The sequence below is a fragment of the Pseudoduganella sp. R-34 genome (assembly GCF_049904655.1).
Classification (GTDB): Bacteria; Pseudomonadota; Gammaproteobacteria; order Burkholderiales; family Burkholderiaceae_D; genus Rugamonas.
On record NZ_CP184572.1, the window covers coordinates 1,253,844 to 1,276,581 of the forward strand.

The following is a 22,738-nucleotide window of genomic DNA, read 5'->3' on the forward strand; positions in this document are numbered from 1 at the left end:
TTACGTGGAATTACATTTGAAACTTAGAGTTGCCGAAGGGCGCGGCGCAAGTTGATCGCTTCGGAGACATGCTTGCCGCCGATCTGCTTCTGCCCGTCCAGGTCGGCCACGGTGCGGGCCACACGCAATACGCGGTGATAGGCGCGGGCCGACCAGTGCAGCTTGTGCATGGCCGCTCGCAGCACAGCCTGGCCGCTGGAATCCGGCTTGCAGAAACGGTCGATTTCCCGTGGCGTGAGTTGCTGGTTGGTTTTGCCCTGGCGGGCGATCTGGCGCTCGAAGGCCGCGTGCACCCGGGCGGCAATCGTTTCTGATAGCTCACCCACTGCGTCCGCTTGCAGGATGTCAGGTGGTACGGGGCCGACTTCGATCTGCATGTCGATGCGGTCAAGCAGGGGCCCCGATACGCGGCTTTGGTAGCGCAGGATCTGGTCGGGAGTGCATTGGCATAAACCGGCAGGGTGACCGAGGTAGCCGCAGGGACAGGGATTCATGGCGGCGATTAGCTGAAAGCGGGCGGGGAAGTCGGCGTGCCGCGTGGCGCGGGCGATCGTGACACGGCCCGACTCGAGTGGTTCGCGCAGGACTTCCAGCACACGGCGATCGAATTCGGGCAGTTCGTCAAGAAAGAGAACGCCGCAGTGCGCGAGCGAGATTTCGCCCGGCCGGGGCACGCTGCCGCCTCCGACCAGGGCCGCGCCGGACGAGGTATGGTGCGGCGCGCGGAAGGGGCGCACTTTCCAGCCTTCGACGGTGAAGCCGCTGATCAGGGATTGCACGGCGGCGGCTTCCAGCGCTTCGTCGTCGGTCATCAAAGGCAGCAGGCCGGCAAAGCGGGTGGCCAGCATGGTCTTGCCGGCACCGGGCGGGCCGACCAGCAACACCGAGTGGCGCCCGGCAGCAGCCACTTCCATTGCGCGCTTGGCGAAGATCTGTCCCTTGACGTCGGCAAAATCCGGAATCGATGGCGGCAGCGGCAAGGGCTGCGCCACGTGGCGGGGGAGGGCAAAGCTGCCATCGGGGTCGAGGCCGAAGTGGGCGCATACCTGCAGCAAGGTGGCGGCAGGGTAGATGCGCGCGCCTGCAACCAGCGCGGCTTCGTCGGCATTGGCGAGAGGAAGAATGAAGCCGCGGCCGGAGCCGCCGGCGGAGCGCTGCATGGCATATGTCATCGCCAGGGCGCCGCGAATCGGGCGCAGTTCTCCGGTCAGCGACAGTTCGCCGGCAAATTCGAATTGTTCCAGCGAGGAAGAAGGAATCTGGCCGGAGGCGGCGAGAATGCCGATGGCGATCGGCAAATCAAAACGCCCCGATTCCTTAGGCAGGTCGGCCGGGGCCAGGTTGACGGTCGAGGTAAATGTATTATTCCAGTGGTGAGAACAGTGGCTTCGTGATGTACCGATAGAGTCAATTGCGCATGAGGATACCTGTCATGAGTAAGGTAACAGTGGCCCGTGTTTTCGAAATCGAAACGCACGCAACAATACGCACGAGAACATACTACCGTCGGGTTTCTATCGAGGCCTCGGGACTTACTCAGACGGGATGGATGTGTCTGCTTTTGAATGCTTTGGAAATTCGAACAAGGCAGAAGCCGGAGCCAACCGCCGATGTCATCTCGTTTCGAGATGGGCTTAACTTGCTTGTCGCGACTGACGCTGCAACAGAGCTGCTCAATCTTCGACCTGAGCAAGTGGGACGTTTGGAAATACGAAGAATTTTCTTATTGTTCGAGAACGCTCTGATTAATTCTGAGCGACCGCGTTCGGTTAAGGAGCGAATAGGAACTTACTTCAGGAAATACGTACTTGACCTAATTCCTTTATTGGACGTTGCTGACGTGATTACGCGCAAGACACTGCGCTTTCGAACACGCATGTACATATCCTCTTTGCCGAGGCGGGTGATTAGCGACGCACCTGGTTTGAATGGAGAAGATCACGAGCTGCAAATGCCACTCGCGGCAATGCCCCACAAAACGATCAAAGAACTATATCGAAATTCCCTGGCGAGGCTGGAAATTGACCTGCAAAAAGTAATTGAAGCGTGCAGAAAAGAACTACTGTACTGGGAGACGATTAGAAAGACGGTCCATACTCTTGCACAAGAGACCTTTCGGTCGTCGCAGATACAGCTTTGTGAACATGTTCGGCATGTGGGCGCTAAGTGGGCAATGATCGAATACTCGAAATTGCCTGCTCATCTTCAGTTAGCCCTGTATTGCCAAGCGGTCGAAAAGGAAAACTTAGCGAAAGCCAATTCACAGCAGCAAGGATGCCATACCGGCAGATTCCCCAACGTTCGAAGACTGTTGTCGATTGAGCTTGGTTTGACTAGTCAGAGGCTTGCCGGAACACGCCCTTACCAAGTCCTATTTCTTCCTCAAAGAATGAACTCCTGTGAGCTAATTGCAGCCTTCGTTCTTCTGCTTTGCTATACCGGATGGAATGCTCATTCGTTAGTAAATATGACGGTTGACGATATCAAGTTTTCGGCAGGATCAGCCCATATATTTGAGCAAGTTTCAATCAAAGGCTTTAAATCCAAAACTGACGACGATACTCCCGAGATCGTTCTGGATTCCACCCAGCCATTTGCGGCTTATGCGTTGGAACTGCTGATTTGGAACAACCGTCAGCTGAGGCGATTAGGAGTCATTGAGCCTGATGAACGGATGCTTTGGTTCTCCTACTCGAACAAGGGAAACATGAAGCAGCAGTTCATTGGTTTTCAGCATGCGTTAGCGGTCTTCATTAGCCGTCATTCGCTACCCAAATTCTCGTTCGACCAAATTCGCCCACATGTGCTTCTGACTGAACAACTAAGATTTAACAACGTGGATCGCGTTCGGGAACTTGCTGGTCACGCAACGATCAGCACCACTGGTCGCTATCACAATCAAGAGCTATTTCGTCGGCTCAACTCAGCAATTAATCTAGAGTTTCAACGCAGATTGCAGGCGACGGTTCACTTTCGGCTCAGAGAACAGGAAGACTCTTGGAAGAACGTCCCAAACCCTGATCACGTAGATCCTGATCTGATAGTGGCGATAGGTGATGGCGCTAGCTGTCGCAACCCCGGTCAGCCGCCTTTCATGAGTTACCTTGAAGGCGACGTTTGCGACGGCAGAGGCTGTCATGAAGGAGACGGATGCCCGAATCGTCTTATTTGGATTGACGAGGACAGAATAGAAGAGTTGGTACGCCGCCGTCGTTACTACCTGGTGAACTGGGCGCGCTTGTTTGACGAAAACCGCGAAGCCTTCGAAACGATACACTTGGGACGGATACTTTTTTCCTTAGGTTTGTATGACTTCATCAAAGAGAGTAGGTATTCGCATGTATTGAAGGGTATCGAACATCGTGTGGGGGATGAATGGAATCGAGAAGAGAAAGTGCGCGAATAACGCCGCCATATAGGCCGCAGCATGTCGAGTTCTCGTTAGAAAATATCAGAGCGAATCTTCATCCAGACATTCGGCTAACGGAAGAGTGGATACTAAGTCTTCCTCGGTTGTCTGCACGCTCGGACGAGCCGAACATCGCGGAGATAGACTTGTCATCCTTCTGGTTGCCGGCGAATAGCGTCTATCCCGTGCCACAACCTATTACAGAGCAGCCGCGCTTCGCCGCATGCATGGTCCTTGCGGTCAGTGCCTATTGGTCTAGCGCTAATACGCAGAAGACCCGCGATGTGAGAGCTAAGAGTGTTGCCTCGAGCCTGGCGAAATTTCTGGAGTTCGCGTGGATGAAAGATAAGTTTGAGCTATCTTCCTGGACTAAAGAGGACTTTAGGTCCCTTGCAACCGAACTGGCGGAAGGTGGCTGGCAACACGCTCTGAAAATTAAGGACCGGCTGCTCGAGGCGTACGAGAAGACATTTCAATCGGATTTCTCGATGTTGCTGAGACCGCCCAACGGACTAGATCAAGGGTCCATCTGCACTGCCACTTTTCAAGCTCAATTGGGGACGAATGTGCAGGGCCAAGAGGTAAAGATCTATCACAAGGCGTTGGTAGAGGGAGCTCCAGGTTTAGATTCTAAGATCAAGGACGCGGCCTCAATTCGTAACGTATTTGCCGCAATCGTCCCTAAGCGACCTTCCACGAGCATGCTCCGGGAGACGTTTGCCGTCTTGAATTATGCCTATGACTTGCCATTCGGCCTTGGACTAAGCGCTCTGCCTTTTGAAGACGGTCACATTTCGGCAAAGAAGCTAGGGCGCCCTTGTGGACGTACTGCAAATCTCACTGCTGACCAAGCGGCTCGCCTATTTGCAGAGAGTTTCCGGTGGGTATATAGCTATGGGCCGAAGATTGTGATCCTGTTGGGGGAAATCTGTGAAGCCGTCATTCAATCCCATGAAGAGGGGCGTGTAGTTCTGGGGCACGATCTCGACGACGTACTTCAACGGTCCTCGTCGCGGCAATGGCTTGATCAGCATCTTCCTATGCCAGTAAAGGGTATCGATGTTGTTAGAACTGCGGCCAAGTCCCTATCGGTGCGGGAACTCATATTAAGTCTAATGTCCGCTTGCTTTTTCTTGGCTGCAACGATGAATGCACGCAGAAAGGACGAGATATCGCATCGCCGATTCGGGCTCCATAAAGGATGCGTGAAGATGGTCGATGAAGTCTTAGGACTGTTCGAAGGCGAGTTTTATGTAGAAAAGACAGTTTGCGACTACGTATCATTTTATGTGAACAAAGCGACGCGCGACGTTGTGCAACTGCTGGAAGGCATTCAGATACTTTTTGATGAAGTTGATGTTGCGTTGGGACGAGGCGATCCTACGTCACTGCCGGCTCGAGAACGCTCCCTTTTTACCTACAGACGGATTAGTCGAATCGAGGGAATCCGGATTGAGCGATGTTGGTTCGACTTCGAGGGAAACCGACCAAGAGGTAACGCCCGGAGGTTTGTTGAGTTTGCATTAGGCGAGCAGAAAGTGAAAATCACACCTCACATGTTTCGAAGAGCCTATGCACTCATTTTCTATTATCGCTACTCAAACGCGACGTTACAGGCGTTGTCATTTCAAATGCGCCATCACTCCTTAGGAACAACGTTCGTTTACGTCACTGATCCATGGTTCGTTGCTGACGCTGCAAGCATAGCCGCCGCGTTTAAGGACGGCGAAGCGAAGAGGCAATATGCACTTTCGCTGGAAGCGAGAAGTTTTGAAAGAAAGCTTGGGGAGGTTGCAGATGAACTCCTCATCGAGACAGTATCTTCGTTATTGGCGGGCGAACCGTCTTTAGGTAGCTACGCCCGCTTTGTTCGATTCGTTCATTCGAAGCTCAGCGCATCCATTAAATTTGACGAGGCGAGCTTACGTGAAGCCAGCATTAAGATCTCTTCAATCTTACGTCATCGAGGGCATCGCCCCTTGTGCATGCCGCATGGGCAATGCATGGCAGGGACTACACGTAGCATTCATTTGGCCCGCTGTAACGTAAAGGGGGGAATTGGGCTGGACCGCAGCAGGGCGTCGCCAACGATGTGTGCACGATGTGCCTATCACTATTCGAACGAATCCTACTTGGTGAATATCAAGAGCGATTTGCAGCGGCTCCTGGAAATCGCTGCAGGGCCTCAGTCTGTCGAGCAAAAAAATGCGGAGCGGTCCGTTCGCGATTTGCGGCGTTTAATCGAGCTTCATGAACAACGGCTGGGCGAGAGGCGCTTATGAGTTCGGAAGGGCGGAAAAGGGTACTTCGGATAAGCGCTGCGGTGGCAGAGAATGTTCACCAACACGCGTCTTTAGTTAACGCAGCGGCGGCCGATGCGAACATTAGACGAAAAATATCGATTTTGGAACTTTGGATCGAATCGGGTATTCCACACATACCCCAAGACAGCTTGTCGAGCGAAAGTGGCTCTCGCCTACTGGACTACTACCCTAGGACTTTGCGCCAGTTCAATCTGTGGGATGGGAGTACAAACTCTGTTCTGGGAGAGCTCGGAAGTATACGAAAGAATGCCCCGCAGACCTTGAGAAAGAACCTGGCGATGCAGGAGACTGTAGAGCGATTGTTAACTGCGCTGCGATTGCGTGCTGCAGAACAGATCCGATCTGCGAAACCGATTCGTATCCAAACGTTAACACGGAAGTTGGAGGTCTCTGAGGTGCGCCGTGCGCTGCTTGAGCATGAGATGCTTGAGCAGCGCAAAAACATGAAAGAGTTGAGTGCCGAACTGATCAGGCTAAAAGAAGCGAACGCGCTAATTTCGGAGGAAGCGCATCGTGCTATTGGCTCCATGACAGCAACAATTCAAGAATTGCGTGCAGCGAATTCAGATTTGACTAGACAGTTGGCAAAAGTGGCTCCCATTCGCAACGCGAAAGGAGGCAGTCGTGAGTAACGAAGTTAGCGAAGCGAAGATCGAATTAAGTTGGCGTACAGTTGGCACCGATCTTCTCCTTCTGGCGTACAGGGGTACGTCCTTGGTCTACCCGCTGATTGACTATTGCCTCTACTTGTCTCACAAATGCGCTTTAAGCCAAAAGACAATTTATAACGCGATTCCATATGTACAGCGTTTCCTCGAGTTCTTAGAGACGCAAGATATGAAGATTGGGGACGTTAGCGATAATACGCTTGCACGATTTCGAGAAAGCGAATTAGTTCGAGTAAGGAAGAAGGCTAACCGATCAAGGAGTGAGCGTGCCGCAAAGCGAACTGTTAATGCAAAAATTCGACGCATCTATCAATTTCTTTGGTGGTTTCAACAAGTAGAATCGCAAGCGACACTTTTGATTGGTCCTCGTGGTTGCAACGTTCGTTCCGCGCTTGGAGTTCCCCAAGGCAAACGAACCATTCGCGACCGGGATCGGTATCCAGAGGTCTTCCGTTTGGTCGGAGAGGGATCACGACATCGAACGAAGTACGTTGCGAATGACGATGACGTGGATGCAATCATGCACGTCTTCCTTCTTGGGGAAGATCAAATAGCCCAGCGAAACATACTCATGTTGGAGTTTGCCGAAACGGTAGGGATGCGCCGCGGCTCTATTAATTCCCTCCGGACGGACCAGTTCGATCGCAACCAAATTGACGCCGCGGTTGGGACATGGGCCGTCGTACCACCTGCCCAAAAGTTTGGCTATGAAAACAAGTTCGAAATTCCTTTGCACCTAGCATACCGAGTGTGTGACTTTATCGATTCTGTCGTTAAACCGGCAATGGCGAGTAAGGGATGGGGGGGAAAAAATACGGAGGGACGGCTGTTCTTTTCGTTTAAGAATGGGCGCCCATTGCGGGATCAGACCATATCCCAAATTTTTGGAAAGGCGATGGATGATGTAGGTGTGCGCGAGCATGGTGCAAACATTCACAGTCTTCGAAGAAAGTACGCAAATGATGAAATCATTCGTGAACTAGACCGTAGAGTAGAGCAAGGGCTTGATACGAGTGCTGCATCTGTTGCCGCATCTGTTTCGATCGCGCTAGGGCATTCGAACCCTCAATCGATCGAGCCATACATCAGTAAAGCACGTGCGCACGCAAAACAGAAATGTGCTACAAGCGAACGATTGACGGAGATGAGTGACCTCAGGGCTGAGAACGAGGCACTAAAGAGCCAGGTATTGGAACTGAAAATGAAGCTTGCGAAACGCGCGACTCGATAGCTGGTTGACTTTTTAAGCCGACTATCCGTAAGATTAATGTCAATTGTCTGTAGGCTCCTCTTCCCCTGCTTTGTCAGGTTCTAGTCGGCCTACGTTAGTAGGAAAACCGCATGCGAAAGCCTGCCTCTGGTGGGCTTTCTTCACATTGGGGGTGGTCTCCCACGTCATCTGTAAGAAAACCATCAAGGACGCGCCCGAAAAGAAATGGCACGTATTCGTTGACGTTTTCGAGCCCACGAAAGTTCACGCAAACCGATAGATTTAGATCAGACTAATTTAAGCTGAGTAGACATACATGTATTCGGCGGAAGCTTTTTGATGTTCACGTACCATCCGATGAATAATTTTCGAAAGGAGTGGTGTGGTTCTCTTTCTTGACTTCGATGGCGTCCTTCATGAATATGGTGCCGGGGAAAGCAATCTTCTACGACATGTGCCGCTTTTCGCAGCAATCCTTCGTGAGCACACTAATGTCGATGTTGTCGTTGCATCTGCTTGGCGAAAAACGGAGACACTGTCGCAGTTGGCAAGTCATTTCCCGTATGACTTGAACGCACGATTTGTTGGGGTTACGAGCGAAAGCCAAGCGGGATTGCGCCAGCGCGAACGAGAATGTTGGGATTGGCTTTGTGCCCAGCATAGAACAGGCGAGGACTGGATAGCGATCGACGACAATCTCGATAATTTTGGACCCGACCTGCCAGGATTGGGCGCGGTTCTTTTTGTCGATCCAGCGACGGGCCTTGACGAAAATGCGTGCCTACAGCTTAGGGCAATGATCGGTAACCCCAAACCCGGCTCCCATTTTTGTTATGAGCGCAGCACAGTTCGCGGCTGGCGATTGTGGGAGTGAAATAGGTCCCGCCGCGCTATCTCTTGCCCCATTGTGAAAGTGGACTGGATTGGACCCAACGGTGTTGGCAGATTCGGTGCAGTTTGGTCCTGTGCTCTCACCGAATGACGACTTACAGGAGTGTGGCGTGAGTACATATCATTGGAACGGGAGTCGATGATATTTTTTCTGGTTACGTTTTCTTGCTGAAGATTGATTTGAGCCAAGCGAGTATTCCTTTGGAGCCCGCGGGCTGATCGGGCAGCGAATCAAGTTGAGGCTGCGTCAGCTCAGGCTTGGGATCAATTTGAGGTGGTGTGCGCTCAGGCTTTGGATCACCCAGCACATTCAACAAATCAGCGCGTTGCACATTTCCAATGGCAGTGTAGATCACGTCTGCGAGCCTTTCGATCGTCTCGAAATTTCCAATTACCAGGTCGAGAGACTGCTGAATTAATTCGTCGACTTCGTGTCCGATGCCCGCTTCCTCCGCATACTTCGTGCTTTCCGCGAAGTCGTCTTCACAGCCAGCGCTGGGCGAGCTCAGAACAGAAAGTAGCGTCGCCTCTCCGATTAGGTTTTGACTGTGGACTCCGGCAAAGCCGATCTTGACAAATTCTCTGGCTTGTTCCTTCGACATGGTCCGCAGCTTGACCTTTGGGCCAAAATGGGCGCGAGCGAGGTGCCCTGTACTGGAATTGACCTGCTCCCCAATTTAGTACGGCGCCGAGCTGGAGTCTGCGGTTAATAACGCATCAGCGAACTGCTTTGGCGTCAGATTTCTCAGCGTGCTGTGTGGCCGTTCCTCGTTGTATTCCTTGCGCCAGGCATCGATCACCTGCCGTGCATGCCGCAACGATATGAACCAATGTTCGTTCAGGCATTCATCCCGAAATTTCCCGTTGAAGCTTTCGACATAGGCATTTTGCTGGGGCTTTCCTGGTGCAATGAATTTCAGCTGTAGCCTGTGTTGGTAGGCCCATGCATCCAACGTCTTTCCAGCAAACTCAGGCCCATTGTCGACGGTTACAGAGCTTGGCAAGCCGCGTGATTCCGCCAGACGCTCCAGCACAGAGGCGACACGCCACCCTGGCAGCGAGGTATCAACTTCAATCGCCAAACATTCCTTCGTAAAGTCATCCACGATGTTCAGGCAGCGCAACCGCCTGCCATCGACAAAGCCATCCGACACAAAGTCCATCGACCAGCTTTGATTAGCGCCCGTAGCCAACACCCTGACGGTGCGTTCGACTCCGGCGATGCGTTTGCGCTTCCTGCGCCGAACCATCAGGCCTGCCGCGTGGTACACGCGGTAGGTACGCTTCCAATTGAGCGTCCATCCTTCTCGGCGCAGCAGCACATGCAGGCGACGGTATCCATAGCGCCGCTTCTGGCCAGCCAGCTCGGTCAGCCGCGCCAGCAATTCGTCATCGTCCGAGCGCTTTGCGGCATACCGGAACAAGGATCTGGAAATTCCGATCAGCCCGCAGGCTCGCGTCACGCCCAACGCATGCATGGTCATTAAATGCGCCACGGCGAGCCGCTTAGCCTGCGGGCCTACCACTTTCGGCTGACCACGTCCTTTAATGCCGCGTTATCCAGCATGGCATCGGCCAACAGGTGCTTGAGCCTCACATTTTCTGACTCGAGTTCCTTCAGCCGCTGTGCCTCCGAGACCGTCATGCCGCCAAACTTGGTCTTCCAGTTGTAAAAGGTCGCTTCGGCAATGCCGTATTTCCGGCTGAGGTCGGCGACCTTGGCGCCAGCTTCTGCCTCTTTCAGCACACCAATGATTTGCTCTTCAGTAAAGCGCTTTTTCATGCCTGCCTCCCATGTGGCAGACTCTAGATTAACACCGTACTATTTCAGGGGAGCAGGTCAGAATGGGGAAATGTGATCGCAGGATCATTGATTTTCCAATGTTCGGACTGGTGGGCGACAAACGCATGTCCAGCTTCATGGAGCGCGGTGATGTATTGGAGTAGCTGCGAGTGGTCTAAGCGGCGCATAGAATTGTGGCCAAGGACGAGAAAGGCGTAGATTATACTTGCGCCAGCAGGTCACAACGGTGCTGCCCCCGCAGCGACCTAGAGCCGTTTCACTGAAATTGTTGGCGCCTTGACTGAAAGCCCGGAGTCGTTCGTCGGCTTGGGAAATTTTGTCTGGATTGACTTAAGCATATACGCTTGCCTCGGCCATGCCGATTAGACGACCCAAAAGGTCTTGGCCCATTATCGTATCAAGGTATGAACCAGGTCGTACACCGCCGAGTGCTGACAGAGGCGTGCTGAGCCAAGCTCCTAGCCATTTCGCGGAATCGAAATCGCTAGCTCCGCTCCTTGCAACCATCTTTTCGACAGAACCAACCAAAGACATCAAACCGATTACGCGCTCGCTTGGGGCTAGTGGTAAAAATTTGCTCTTCCCTGGACGAATTCCTAAGTCAGCGGCGAGCGCCGCTTCCCGCATGGCAAGTGATTTGGCGAGCAATTTTATGCGCGAGCGCCGTACTCGAGCGCGAGTTAGCTCGATCCGGTGAATTGGTCCGCCGTTATAAAGCTCGAGATAGATGCTCATGTCTGTGGCACAGTTTCGAGGAGACATAATGAGGTACAACGCGTTTAATGGCTCCGACGGATCTGAAGGGGGATGTCATTGAGCACCTTGCTCACCGACATAGCGGCGTTCAATTATTCGCATGAGCTTTTCCAACGGCGCTCCAGATTCAAGAATGTAGTCCCGAGGAGAACGACCCAATAGTTCTCTGGACGCATTGTTCATAAACGCATGTATTCCCCATCCTTTGACGCCAGCCGTGTGCAGGGCATCAAGGATTGTCAATAGCCGCTCTTTATGACATTCAAATTGCCATGCAGGGAAGCGAAAGCCGCCTACTTGGCTAGGATCGATTAGCGCATATAGTTCGCCACGTTCGCGTAGCATATTGATCAATGTCTCCGAGAAGCCGGTACGTTTGGCAGCCTCCGACAACGTAAGATTGTCTACGCTCGCCAACTCTAGCTGCATATAGGTGTCTCCGCGTCCTCGTGCGGCCGCTAGTGGGTCTTGCTTCGCTTTTGGTTTTCTTGACATAGAAGGTTCACGGTTAGAGGACTCGCTTTCGCACTTCCATAGATTTAGCCGAAGTGCCCCAACATTGCTAGCCAGCTGCTCGACATTGCGCCAAATAGCTTTCATCGGGATGCCTTCGTCGTTTGCAGCCTGGAAGATTGCCATGATCGAAACTTGGCAAGGAACCTCGTCAAACAACGTGGAGAGGTGAGGGGCGTATTGCTCATCGACGTGTCCAGAGATCAGTGTTTGGCGTAATTGCTCGGCGTTCAGTGCAAGACGATAACTGACACTCGAGCCTTGTGCAGCCATCTGAAGCCATAGCCGAGGACTGAGCGGCGCCAAAGTCGTCTCGTCCAAGCTAAGGATAGCGGCTAGCGAGACCTGGTTTCTAGCAGCCTCAACGAATTGCCTTGCTCGCTTTAGGCTTAAGCCAAGTTCATTGCAGCGAATTTGAATCTTTTCGTCGTCAGTAGCTGCTGTTCCTACAGCTGCTACACTCGCCGATATTTGGAGCCGCTCGGCTTGATCCGCAACACCAAAGCAATCGCTCAATAAGTTAATATCGCGCTGAGAGATGCCGGCTTCGCGGAATTCGTTCCTCCAAGTGGATGCGATGTCTTTTATCTCGCCAACAATTTCGCGTGCCTCCGCTTCGGTTAGAAGGAAGCGATCGCATTGAGAGAGCGCGTTGGCGATCGTGCTTGCGGGTCCGAATTTTCCAACCCCAATGCTTTGAGGTCTGTGCGGAGCCTCCAGGTGAGGGACGATATCGAATGCCGGCGATAATCGGAATACGCTTGGTTGGACCATGAGGAAGGCGTGGTTGCGCAGATGATCATCCACATTCCCCACCATGATGTTTAAAACCATCCGTCGATAAAGTTCGTGCGCGTCGGCACGCACGTTCGCATTAAAGGGACGCAAGGCTTCGGCAATTCCGGCGTAAGAAAAGTTCGTTGCGAATTCCCGGCCGTCAGAACTAAGCGGCTGTGGATCAAGGAAGCTTTGTGCGCTGGCATAGTGGATATGCCCCCCATCTTTGCGATCAAATCGTTCAATCAGCAGAACTGATCTCTCTCCAATGGTCACCAGTTCGAATGACGGAACGTCGAGTCCTGCCCTCGTAGCGAGCCTTAAGGTCGCGTATTCGGTCGTTGGCACGTCAATCAGATCGTCGGGACGACTGAATTTGGCAATATGCTCGGAACCCTCATGCATAACCAGAGTTTTCGGTCGCATGCCGCCAAGACTGCAGCCGGGAACAATCGCGCGTTCAGTTTCGAAGTCGAACTTTGCATTAGGGTCGAGAGTGTAGGCATCAATTCCTCGCAAGACTTTCGCGGTCAGTGACCGAGATGCCTGAACTGCCACCGTCAGTTGAGGTGGGACCTCCATGTCGTTTGAGAATCCCAAGCAGCCAGACCCAAGCAACTGTGAGCTAAGAAACCACTCGACCGCATTTTGCGGCACGTGCTGATTGGAATCTCGCCGTAGTTTAAGAGTTAAATTGGCACCCCAAGCGAGCGGAGCAGTATCAGAGAGTATCCCGTAAGACCCATCGCCACCGCGCCGAATGGCGATCGCCGTCTGATGTAATGGCACATGAATAGGATCCAACGCGAAGGAGGGGGGCGCGTGGAGGTACCGTGCTTCGTAGATGAACCGACCGTTCTCGAGCTCGTCAAGTTCGAAGCGCCCGATTGGAATCGGGACTGCAGGATTTCTGCAGTCGAACACGAAGCAAGATTGAATCGGCATCGGGTGTCTCTTAGGGGGAATATCTTCGTTCGATCACGGTCTACAACGAATGCTGTAGTCCTGTGTAGTGGTCAAATATGCTGACCTGCTCGTCAAATCTCGACGATGAAATTTTGGTTGAATCCTTCGTTTTCTTGGCTGCCATCCTTTGACATATATCCAAAGGGATTGCACACGACACGACAAGCTCCGATCGTATAGTCGAAAGATTCGTGCATGTGCCCATGGACCCAAATATTTGCCTTCTCTACTACTTGGTCGAGGTTTGAGGCGTATGCGGCCGATGTCAGATCATTCGCAAATTGACTGGGAACTGATTGCATAGAGGGTGCCATGTGGGTTACGACGACGGTCGGCCCATCATGGGGTTCAGCGAGCTTGCTGGCGATCCAAGACTTCTGTCGCTCGTGAAAAAGCGCAGTATCCTTGGCGCGCAGCTTCCCGTAGTTTTTGCTGGCGAGCCGAATGCGTTTGTAGTCCGACATCGCCTCTTCTGACCTGGTCATCGCGAAGTAACGTCGGTCATCACCGAACAGCTTGAAGTCTGTCCATAAGGCGGCGCCCAAGAAGCGAACGTTGCCGATCACATGCATTCCGCAGTCTAAGAAGATCACGTTCTCAGTCGCGGCGCTAGCGGCGCGAATCTTATCTATCTCGTTGTCGAGATTATGCCCGTACCCTTCGTGGTTGCCGTGGACGTAAATCACTGGGATGCCCTTGAATGCATCTTCTGCCCATTTGACTGCACGAACCCCGCTGGTGTCGATGTCGCCGGCGAGAATAACCGCGTCCGGCGAGGCGACAGTTGTGTCAAAAGACACCTGGTGTTGGTTCCAGAATTCGCGATGAAGGTCAGACAGTATGAGCAGGCGCATTAATTCTTTGGGTGATCTAAGACAACTTATTTGGCCAGAATGGCGCGCATCTTTGCGAACCACAACTGCCCCTCATTTGCGGAGACTCGAATTTCATGCCTTGGATGCTCAGCGTCGAGAATGGTGATAACAAGTCGATTATGGATCTTGCGATTACCGCGGACATCACATTCATGCGACCATGTATCGATCTTGGCGTAAGGGTAGCGGTGCAGTTTTGCCCCATCAATGATCGCCATTTCACGCAGAGAGTCATCAAACACGAAGACCTTCTCGTTACCCACGCGATGATCCGCTTTGAATCCGCTGGCGAAGAGCTCTTTCAGGTTGCGCTGTTGAGCCCGAAAGTAGTTGATATACGCCCACATGAACAATATCACCAGGGCGCCCCCGCCATAAACTACCAGGTAAGCCATCCACTCGCCAGCCGTCATTGCATTTTCCTTAAAAATTCACAATATATTGTGAAGACTTAATGATAGCGTACGACGAGGATCTCTCCCAATATATTGGGAGAGGATGTGGATCCATTAGTCTCATTCGGACGCGTGCTTCGTCAACTCAGGAAAGATGCTGGGTTGACACAGGAGCAACTCGCTCTGACGGCGGGGATCGAACGAAATTTCGTCAGTCTCATTGAGCGAGGGATCAATCAGCCGGCATTGAAGGTCATTTTCAAACTGGCCGATGCGCTTGGCACGACTCCTTCTAAAATGCTGCAAGAGGTCGAACGCCAACTTAACGCGCCCAACTAGTTGAAATTGTCCGGATGCAATCTGTGCTGTCAGGCCCATTCTGACCGGAGCCATCATTTCGAAGTAAGAATCAATTCAAGAATCGATATAGGTTGGAAAATTCCCTGTGGGCGGCGGCGCAATTCAGGGCGACCACTTAAATCACGAAGGTCTTAACTGTCGCCAGTCGCCTTGAGTACATGTCGTGCGGTCGTGCGACGGTGATAATTTGTGACATTTCCACCACTTAATTGGTTTATTCTGATCTGATCAAGAAGTTTACCGCTCGGAAAAATTCGACCGCAAACGATTGCTCGCGTTAGCCAATGCGGTTGAGAGTCGCCGTGAGGAAGAGTTGATTTCCTGTAATCTGCGCCTGGTGAATACGTGGGCGGCCGGATGACAGTTCCAGCCAGGAGTCTTCGCATCGTGGGTGAGGCAATTAAGCAGCTACGCTCGTCGCTTACGACAATGCTATCCGTAGCTATTTTGTGGTTGGTTACAGTACAAGCTGTTGGAGATGCGTTAGCCAGACGACAGCATGCGAAAGAGCTCATTGCGTGGCTGTCCGTTCGTGATTCGCTCGTAGGCGGAGCAGATCAACTTTCCCAGCACACCTCTACGGCAGTTACTTGTTTCATCCGAATCGTCCCAGTTCAGTCCGGCACTGAAGTTGAGGAGTGCAGTCCTATTGTGGCGAACATTCCTACAATGGAGCATGCTTCCAGCACTCTTTCCTTGACGCCGTTACCGGAAATAGCGGGGGCATATCGTGTCTCTGCGACCGCAAGCCCACTGAACCTTTCTTCCTATTTTGCCGCATCAATCAACGGTCGAATATGGGTGTTTCCATCGGAGTTGTCGCTGAAAACTACTCGGGATTTTTACAACGCCGCCCTACGCGACGGCCTTGCGAGCCCGCGGCACTGGCCAGCAATGAGGTCAGAATTGCTTAGCGCTGGTTGGGGAGGCGGGACAGCGGAGGGCCTCAAGATCAATGATCCCGACATATCAAAATTCGTCGCTCAAGCGCTTACTGCTACTTTTACCGTGGCTAGTATTCCTATCTCAGCCCCAATGTATCCCGCAGCAGTCGCTACCTTTATATCTTTGATCTGTCTGCTAATGATCGGGCCAATACTGAAGATTAGAATAGGAACGAAAATCCCAGATGATGAACCATGGATTCTAGTGGCGCACTCGCGTGGTCGTATAGGGACAGTGCTCAAGGTCATCAAAATTGCGATCGCGCTCATTTATGTTTCGTTGCCGCTGGTTGTGTTTGCGACCCAACTGCGACTTCGCCTGCTACTCGAGGGCTCGGAGCTTGCACTCTGGATTGCAGCCAATACCCTGCTCTTGATCTGCCCAGTAATCATCATAATCGCAGCAATCAGCCTACGGCGACTGGAAGCGCATCATTCTGCCTCTACAAGCATGTGCTCGCCGGTCGAGAACACGGCGGCTACAACCACCTCCTAATGAATTACCAAAGGATGCCCATGTCGGGATGGTATCTTGCTCCAAAAAGCTATCAGGGTTTGCTGAACATTGGCGAGTGTTCGCTCTCGGTATCGTTTAACGCCGGCATAGACCAGTCGGGAGACGTAAAGATCACTCTGCAGCCAATTCCTTTGAATTCCGATTCGAGGTTTATTGAGGACCATTACTATGAGCAGAAAACTCAGTTTGCTGAATTTTCGCTTTCTGGTGACGACGGTAATGGCGCAACGTTCACAAGCACCAAGATTCTGGTTTATTCACCTGGCCACTTCTTTTCAGACAGCCTTCCGGCAAGCGTCACACCTCGTATCGGCTGCATGCAATGCAGTTTCATTGAGCCGAGTACCGAGGGCTCGTCGCGTGGCGCAAAGTTGTTATTAAGGGACTTTAAGAACTACTTTCCCCTTCGAGCTCATACCCCTTTAGGAGAGGTTGAAATGACTGGGGCAAATGCTCTTGAAGTTCCTGCAAGTTTGACAGGAAGCCTTGCAGTTGCTGCCCCAGCCGATATAGGGAGTTTCTCGCAATGGAAGATTTGCACCTCAGAGCTCTTCACGCACGTTTGCTCAGTCATGTCCTTCGCTCAAGGGGGAAGGCTGGCGGCACCCGTAACCAAATGGCTCAACGAAGATTTCACAGAGATCGAAGTCACATCAATACTGGAAATGAGACCTGGGGCAATGGCGCCCTTCTCTCCATTCGATTTCGCCACCATATTTCAAACTGCCGTCAATACGTATTTCGACCGTCAAATTGACGCAAAAGATCTAAGGATAGCGATCGAATGGTTCAACATGCCGAGCGTATATCGGGAAGGTAAACTTCTGGCCGCCATGACTGTTCTGGAGCACCTCATTAGCGCTAGCCTGTCGAGGCGCGATCTTGAGATAAGATCGAAAACTCAATTTCGCGACCTGCGGAAAGAACTGTTAGCCGTAGTCGAAAAGAAGATTGCTGAATGGACGCAAGATCCGCAGCTACGCGCGACTGAGATGGATGCAATTAGAGACAAGTTTGAGGACTTGAATCGCCGGTCGCTCAAACAGAAGATCGACTTGTTGGCAAGTCGATGGGGCGTTGACTTATCAGATTTAGAGCCCGAGGAAATTGCCTCTGCAAAGCGTGCACGTGATCACATCGTACACACAGGACGGTTCGAGTTCCCTGCGGGGGTGTCTGGCGACCTAATGGATTACGTAAGGCTTACAAGGGAAATTGTCGTTCGTTTCATCCTCGCGGCACTCAAATTTGAGGGAACCTATACCTCTTATGTCGGAGGTGCCCACAACCGCCATTTCGTCAAGGGGATATCCTTAGACGCGAAATTTCATCGGGAGACCTCGTAATCAGCCGACCGCTCAGTGACCGTTCGTTGGCGATCTGAAAACGAGTTCCTAGCACGGTTTTCCGCCTGTGGACACACTATACGCAGGAAGCAATTCAACAAGCTCATATGTCCTCAAAACGTTGAGGCAAAACTCATGGCTGATTCCATGGCGGCCCAACAAGTACTGAGCAAGAGCCCAAGGGTCGCCCCAGTTACCCCGTACGAGGTAGTGGAGCACTGCCTTGGCTTTTGGATCGTCAACACAATCAATCTCCTTTTGCGAGATTCCAGCCCCCAATGCTCTTCCGCCCCTTCGCCACATGTAATGCAGTGCCTTCTTGTTGCTAATGTGAGAACCATCAATACGAGGGGAATCAGCAGTAATGCTGAAGCCATCTACATCTCGGTGCGGACTTGTGAGGTGCTTTGCATTCTCACGCAGAAGTTGTCTCCTTTGATCTTCGGCTTCAAGACGCGCGACAAACTCCGCAGTATTTTTCGCTACAAGCTGGCGCTCCTCGTTGCTCATTTCTATTCCAGAGCCACTTCCATAGTGCGGCGTGCGTTGATCTTCGGGGAGATGCCCATAAAGCCGTCGGAAACAATCGGATCCAACAAGCTTGAACTCCGTTCCGGAGAGCACGATATGGACGCGTCGGAAGATCGCATGTCCACATCCTATCGCTTGGCAAAAGACTCTATCTGCCCTTTCCAGCTGCACTACTGCTATCAGATAGCTGGCGTCGTCGCTTATGTTCACTGCCAGTGTCATGTTTGGCGCACCGTAAGTTTGTACAAGGATAGATTCATATCACTTCTCGACTACAGGCGCCGCAGGTTCAATGGGTGCCAGAATCATCGGCGTCTCATTAATGACACCAAAAGGAATGTGAACCGATGGTGCTACAGCACTTGCTGACTTTAGGTGTGCCGGTTGGTCGTCGAAGAAGATATGCGGCCGAAGAACACCTAGTACCTTGCCTTTGTCGATGCCGCCCAAGAAAAATGCATCGTTAGCATAAACGCCCCAGCTCTCCAGCGTCTTTAGTGCGCGCTCATGCGAGGGGGCGTTCCTCGCTGTAACAATCGACACTCGCAAACGATTTTGATAGTCTGGATTTATCTTCTTATGATCTTCTTCCGCAGCTTGGATTTTGGAGATCCTTACGAGGAATTCCTTAAGCGGGCCGGGATTGTGGGGCTGCATTACGTTTCGCACTTCGTGTGCGTGAAACTCAGACATGCCAGCCGACTGATAAATGGATTCGGATTCATCCCCGGCGAGCACGCCGTCAAAGTCGAAGGCGATACGTAGGGTTAGATCCTGTTCGTCGTCGACATAATTGGACTCCAGAACCTGTCCCGCTGGATGGTGCGCTCTAATCGCTGCATCTACATCTGGCTTATTCCCTGAGAGGAAGAGTGCGATGTTTAGCGCGGGGATATATTCGTAAGGAGAGCGCCCTTGCATAAAGATCGCACGGGTCATCCCCAGCCCGTAGTGCTCGATTGTCTTCATCGCACGCAAGCCGGTATCTGGATCATTGCGGGAAAGCAGGACGACCTCGACAAGGGGATCACCAGGCTCACTCAGGTCATTCAATGACAGGATACGTTTAATGAATGGGAATGCAATCCCTTTCGGAAACGGCTCGTTGAGGTGAGCCCTCTGATATTTGCGATATTCAGCTTCACCATCACGCCGAAATACGGCGTCCGAGTCGCGAAGGTCAAACACTGCGCTGGAAGCGACTCCGATCACCAGGCGATTTTCTAGACTGTAGGGCAAGGGTACCTCGTTGGATAGGTTGTTCGTACGTCAGCTAACAAGCGCTGGCGAATTCTTGGCGTCAGTTCATTTCCTACATGCCGAAATTTAATCCTGACGACATTTTTGGCGTATTAGTTAGCTCGTTCTGAAGTTCAAGGTGAGGCATTTCGAATGCCACGTACTGTTCCAGTGTTACAGTCGAAACGTGCTTGCCAGATGCGCTGACACCAATAACATTAGAGAGTGCCTCAAACCCTACCTGACCAGACGAGCTGCGCCCGTCAACCTTCCGATACTTCAATAGATCCTCCACGTACTCTTTGAACGTAGCAGCATCGGTACCATGCTTGAGGCATTCCATGGCTGATTGCAACGGCACGCCACCAAAATATGTTTTGGCAACCAGTAGCGGCAACTGTTTTTCGGCGATAACGGGACTTTGAGCGTACACGAAGAAGTGATGACTATCCCTGCCATTTAGAACAAGGTGGGCCTCTGGGTAGTCGTCGAACTTTTCCTGCTCTAAGGCCATGGCTCCCTCTCCAACCTTAAACTCTACAAGAATGAGTTTGTCGTCCTTTCCAAACATCCCGTCGCCAACTCCACGTTCTTCTTTGCCGCCTAATGGTGCTAAGAAGTCTACGCCCGAGCGACAAGCCTGCGCGACAAAACTATACTCAACCGTCTTTTCCCAATACTTTGACATATTCATACACCCTTTAAAGATCGTAATTCCGGCGGCTTCGATCTGAAGATCACTTGCCATGAAGGCGGATTCGCCATTGTGTTTTCATTCCTTTTCGATTCTCAACACACTTCTTATCATTAAATATGACCCCTTGTTGATTGAGACGGCTTAAAGCGCTTCTTAATTGTTTATGCCATGCATTGCGATCTATGCCGAGATCATCAAAGTCTCCATGCCATGTTTGTTCGACAAGCTCGTCAAGTGAAAACAGCCTTTCCCGTCCGCATAAATGCGCATAGGAGTATGCAAGTGCGATAGCTGCGCGATAGAGCGAAACATCACCTGGCAAGCTAGGCGGCTTCTCAACATTCATGTACCGCCACACATGTCCTCCAAGCGCTGCCGCACCTAACAGAAACGGTGTCTGATAGTAGATCGCCATTGCGTCTTCAACAGAAGCGGACGCTGGCAAGGAACTCATCAAAGAGTCAAGTTCTACCAATGAATGAACGTCTCGCTCCTTGAGGACTCGCGCTTCGCCACCCAGAACCTTTGTACAAACCAAACATGAGGAGAGCGGAAAAAAATGATGTGGCGTGATCATCTCGCATTTACGACACTCCTTTAACTGAACGCCCATCTGCAAATTTTTCCCAGGTAAAGCGACCCGAAGTGCATCGGGTTCCTCATCAATAATGGTCAGGACTGGCCACTTGGCTACCTCAGTTAGATAGTCGACCCACAGTACTGCTGGCGTCTCGCGAGGCAAGCGTACTAAGAAGGATTTAAGAGTTCTAGACCAAGTAAGATCAACAGTATGGATTCGGTCTACTCTTCTCATGTCGTGGCCAGATAGGCCGAAGGCAGAAGTTCGTCGCTGCTTTGCATTCCGTATGACGTCTTGATATGCGGGGATACTCGAAACTTTAGCTTGGAACCTGCTCAGGGGCTCATCGCCCAGGCAGTCTGCCGCATAGAGAGCAAAGCATGCTGTGGTTGCGCGTGAATATGCACTGAACAACTCCGAGTCCGACAGGTCATTTGCCTCTACGACGATAATGATGGGCGACTCCATGCCACGAAAACGAGATACCAGTGAATGCTTAAGTTCTCCGTTCGCATTTAAGAATTCCTCTATCGAGTCTCTGACGTACCCAGTCCTACTGAGAACAACGATGTCCGAATGTTTTACGCCTCGAGTAATCAGTTGAGAAACCGTCTCGTTCATCGATTCGCGCCAGTCAACGACGGCAATCTCATGCAAAGCTTCTGGGTCAAGTTCTCGAGGGGATGAAATTTGTAGCTGGCCGGGCATCGCCTCGATTAGCCTGTTGGTCACGGCCTTGGGCATTCTAAGAACTATCGACAGCTGTAACTGCTTAAGTCCACTCGCCGCGATGAGTGACGCGAGCGTCGAGGTTTCCCTTTCAAGCGAAAACACTTGAGTCTCATCACAGAACGCAAATATCGGTTTCCCGCTGAACCAGCTACAAAGCAGTTCCCACCATTGAGGCCTAAATGCCTGCGCCTCATCGACGATAAGGACATCAAAGAAGAGTTGATGATGTCCAACGGCAGCACGGAGATCATCTAGGCATTGTCTTTCAAACCAATCTGCGTCGCCGCTCGGGCGTCCAAGAAGCTCTCTCGCAAGATTACAAAGCTTGTGCCACGTGAAGACCTGGCACGTCGATTCCTTCAGTTGCAAACGTAGGTGATCGCAAAGGAGGGCGTTGAAAGTCAGGAAAAGTACTCGCTCACCGGCAGCACTCAGGCGTCGCGCAATTTCAATTCCAATCAGCGTCTTTCCCGTGCCAGGCCATCCGGTAACGATTCCTCCCCTGGCCTGCAAGACGCGGTCTGCAATAGAACTTTGATCCTCGGTGAGTCGGAGCCAGAATTGACCGTCATAGTGAATACGATGTGCCCATTGGGGTGTCCCATCGAATTGTGGACACAGCATTTCGATAGCGGCCTTCATCCGAGCGTCGCCTAACTCACTGAGTTCTAGAGCCGATTTCCAATAAGCCATTACCTCGGCGACTTTTGTGCCAAGTTTTGACAAATCTCGCATATCGAAAAGAATGCGCTGCCGACGTGCCGAATCGTACAAACCTGGTGGAAGAGCCTCATCGGGATAAACATTGCGGGGGACGCCGACCGCATATCCGATCGGCCAACGAATCGTCCCCTTTCCCCCGAGCCAGTGCGCTACGCCATGAGAGTTCCTTCTCACTTGGTTTAACGCGAACTGAGGGCGACCGCCGGCAATGGGAACAAATGCAGCGCCATCGATTCGGTAGTACCCTCCCTTAATTTCAATTGCGAGCATTCCTAATTTGGCATGGAGAACCAAGAAGTCGATTTCGCCAGTTGGAGCGGACCAACCCATCCCGATTTCCGCGCTAGCAGCGGCGAGCCAAGGTAGGCTATGGATTACGACGTAGTCATCGGATAGCTGCTTCTTCAACAGATGGTAGACTGTGGGCTCCGCGGAGCTTTCGGTCTCGGCTGGGCCAAACGATGGAATCATGCGCGCCATT

At 52.0% G+C, this 22,738-nt stretch carries 18 protein-coding genes and 1 pseudogene; 8 read left to right on the forward strand and 11 right to left on the reverse strand.

The window, feature by feature from the left end; genetic code table 11:
• Positions 1-23: 23 nt before the first annotated feature.
• Positions 24-1,349 (reverse strand): annotated as a pseudogene (locus tag ACN9MW_RS05805) (YifB family Mg chelatase-like AAA ATPase); the annotation flags it as partial.
• 83 nt (positions 1,350-1,432) lie between these two features.
• Here ACN9MW_RS05805 and ACN9MW_RS05810 point away from each other — a divergent pair.
• The 5 genes from ACN9MW_RS05810 (at position 1,433) to ACN9MW_RS05830 (ending at position 8,485) form a co-directional block, all read left to right on the forward strand.
• Entirely contained in the window at positions 1,433-3,406 is a 1,974-nt protein-coding gene (locus ACN9MW_RS05810) for a hypothetical protein (RefSeq protein WP_426168506.1), read from the forward strand.
• 149 nt (positions 3,407-3,555) lie between these two features.
• Positions 3,556-5,691, forward strand: coding sequence for a hypothetical protein (locus ACN9MW_RS05815; protein ID WP_426168508.1), 2,136 nt, complete (start codon positions 3,556-3,558; stop codon positions 5,689-5,691).
• 302 nt (positions 5,692-5,993) lie between these two features.
• On the forward strand, positions 5,994-6,365 hold the full coding sequence (locus ACN9MW_RS05820) for a hypothetical protein (RefSeq protein ID WP_426168511.1): 372 nt from the start codon (positions 5,994-5,996) through the stop codon (positions 6,363-6,365).
• A complete protein-coding gene (locus tag ACN9MW_RS05825) occupies positions 6,358-7,632 on the forward strand; it encodes a hypothetical protein (RefSeq protein ID WP_426168514.1) in 1,275 nt (424 codons plus the stop codon). The genes ACN9MW_RS05820 and ACN9MW_RS05825 overlap by 8 nt, the downstream gene beginning before the upstream one ends.
• Before the next feature lie 361 nt (positions 7,633-7,993).
• Positions 7,994-8,485 (forward strand): HAD domain-containing protein, encoded by a 492-nt coding sequence (locus ACN9MW_RS05830; protein ID WP_426168517.1) that lies wholly within the window; start codon positions 7,994-7,996, stop codon positions 8,483-8,485.
• A 172-nt stretch (positions 8,486-8,657) separates the two neighbouring features.
• On the opposite strand, the gene ACN9MW_RS05835 is transcribed toward ACN9MW_RS05830, so the two are convergent.
• The 6 genes from ACN9MW_RS05835 to ACN9MW_RS05860 form a co-directional block, all read right to left on the reverse strand.
• On the reverse strand, positions 8,658-9,104 hold the full coding sequence (locus ACN9MW_RS05835) for a hypothetical protein (protein WP_426168519.1): 447 nt from the start codon (positions 9,102-9,104) through the stop codon (positions 8,658-8,660).
• Positions 9,105-9,179: 75 nt separating this feature from the next.
• Positions 9,180-10,285 (reverse strand): IS3 family transposase gene (locus tag ACN9MW_RS05840; RefSeq protein WP_426168522.1). Its coding sequence is split into 2 segments (ribosomal slippage): positions 9,180-10,033 and positions 10,033-10,285, totalling 1,107 coding nucleotides; the frame shifts between segments, so codons are not numbered across the junction.
• Between the two features lie 351 nt (positions 10,286-10,636).
• The gene (locus tag ACN9MW_RS05845; protein WP_426172118.1) at positions 10,637-11,068 is read right to left on the reverse strand and encodes an antitoxin Xre/MbcA/ParS toxin-binding domain-containing protein; all 432 of its coding nucleotides are present in this window, start codon (positions 11,066-11,068) and stop codon (positions 10,637-10,639) included.
• Positions 11,069-11,116: 48 nt separating this feature from the next.
• Positions 11,117-13,297 carry a type II toxin-antitoxin system HipA family toxin gene (locus ACN9MW_RS05850; protein WP_426168525.1) on the reverse strand — a complete coding sequence of 727 codons (2,181 nt, stop codon included), beginning with the start codon at positions 13,295-13,297 and terminating at the stop codon, positions 11,117-11,119.
• A 92-nt stretch (positions 13,298-13,389) separates the two neighbouring features.
• Complete coding sequence (locus ACN9MW_RS05855) at positions 13,390-14,172, reverse strand: metallophosphoesterase (RefSeq protein ID WP_426168527.1); 783 nt, start codon at positions 14,170-14,172, stop codon at positions 13,390-13,392.
• A 26-nt stretch (positions 14,173-14,198) separates the two neighbouring features.
• A complete protein-coding gene (locus ACN9MW_RS05860; protein WP_426168530.1) occupies positions 14,199-14,606 on the reverse strand; it encodes a hypothetical protein in 408 nt (135 codons plus the stop codon).
• Between the two features lie 87 nt (positions 14,607-14,693).
• On the opposite strand from ACN9MW_RS05860, the gene ACN9MW_RS05865 reads away from it, so the two are divergent.
• The 3 genes from ACN9MW_RS05865 to ACN9MW_RS05875 all read left to right on the forward strand — a co-directional run bounded on the left by ACN9MW_RS05865 (position 14,694) and on the right by ACN9MW_RS05875 (position 17,755).
• Positions 14,694-14,927: a helix-turn-helix domain-containing protein gene (locus ACN9MW_RS05865; protein ID WP_426168533.1), complete on the forward strand. Its 234-nt coding sequence runs from the start codon at positions 14,694-14,696 to the stop codon at positions 14,925-14,927.
• 408 nt (positions 14,928-15,335) lie between these two features.
• Positions 15,336-16,388: a hypothetical protein gene (locus ACN9MW_RS05870; RefSeq protein ID WP_426168535.1), complete on the forward strand. Its 1,053-nt coding sequence runs from the start codon at positions 15,336-15,338 to the stop codon at positions 16,386-16,388.
• Positions 16,389-16,408: 20 nt separating this feature from the next.
• Positions 16,409-17,755, forward strand: coding sequence for a hypothetical protein (locus ACN9MW_RS05875; RefSeq protein WP_426168537.1), 1,347 nt, complete (start codon positions 16,409-16,411; stop codon positions 17,753-17,755).
• A gap of 48 nt (positions 17,756-17,803) precedes the next feature.
• Here ACN9MW_RS05875 and ACN9MW_RS05880 read toward each other — a convergent pair whose 3' ends face one another.
• The 4 genes from ACN9MW_RS05880 to ACN9MW_RS05895 form a co-directional block, all read right to left on the reverse strand.
• Positions 17,804-18,265 carry a hypothetical protein gene (locus ACN9MW_RS05880; protein ID WP_426168540.1) on the reverse strand — a complete coding sequence of 154 codons (462 nt, stop codon included), beginning with the start codon at positions 18,263-18,265 and terminating at the stop codon, positions 17,804-17,806.
• A 282-nt stretch (positions 18,266-18,547) separates the two neighbouring features.
• Entirely contained in the window at positions 18,548-19,525 is a 978-nt protein-coding gene (locus ACN9MW_RS05885; protein ID WP_426168543.1) for a 5'-nucleotidase, read from the reverse strand.
• 73 nt (positions 19,526-19,598) lie between these two features.
• Positions 19,599-20,273, reverse strand: coding sequence for a hypothetical protein (locus tag ACN9MW_RS05890; RefSeq protein WP_426168546.1), 675 nt, complete (start codon positions 20,271-20,273; stop codon positions 19,599-19,601).
• Positions 20,263-22,737, reverse strand: coding sequence for a DNA/RNA helicase domain-containing protein (locus ACN9MW_RS05895; protein ID WP_426168549.1), 2,475 nt, complete (start codon positions 22,735-22,737; stop codon positions 20,263-20,265). Before ACN9MW_RS05895 ends, ACN9MW_RS05890 begins: the two co-directional genes overlap by 11 nt.
• Between the last annotated feature and the right edge of the window lies 1 nt (position 22,738).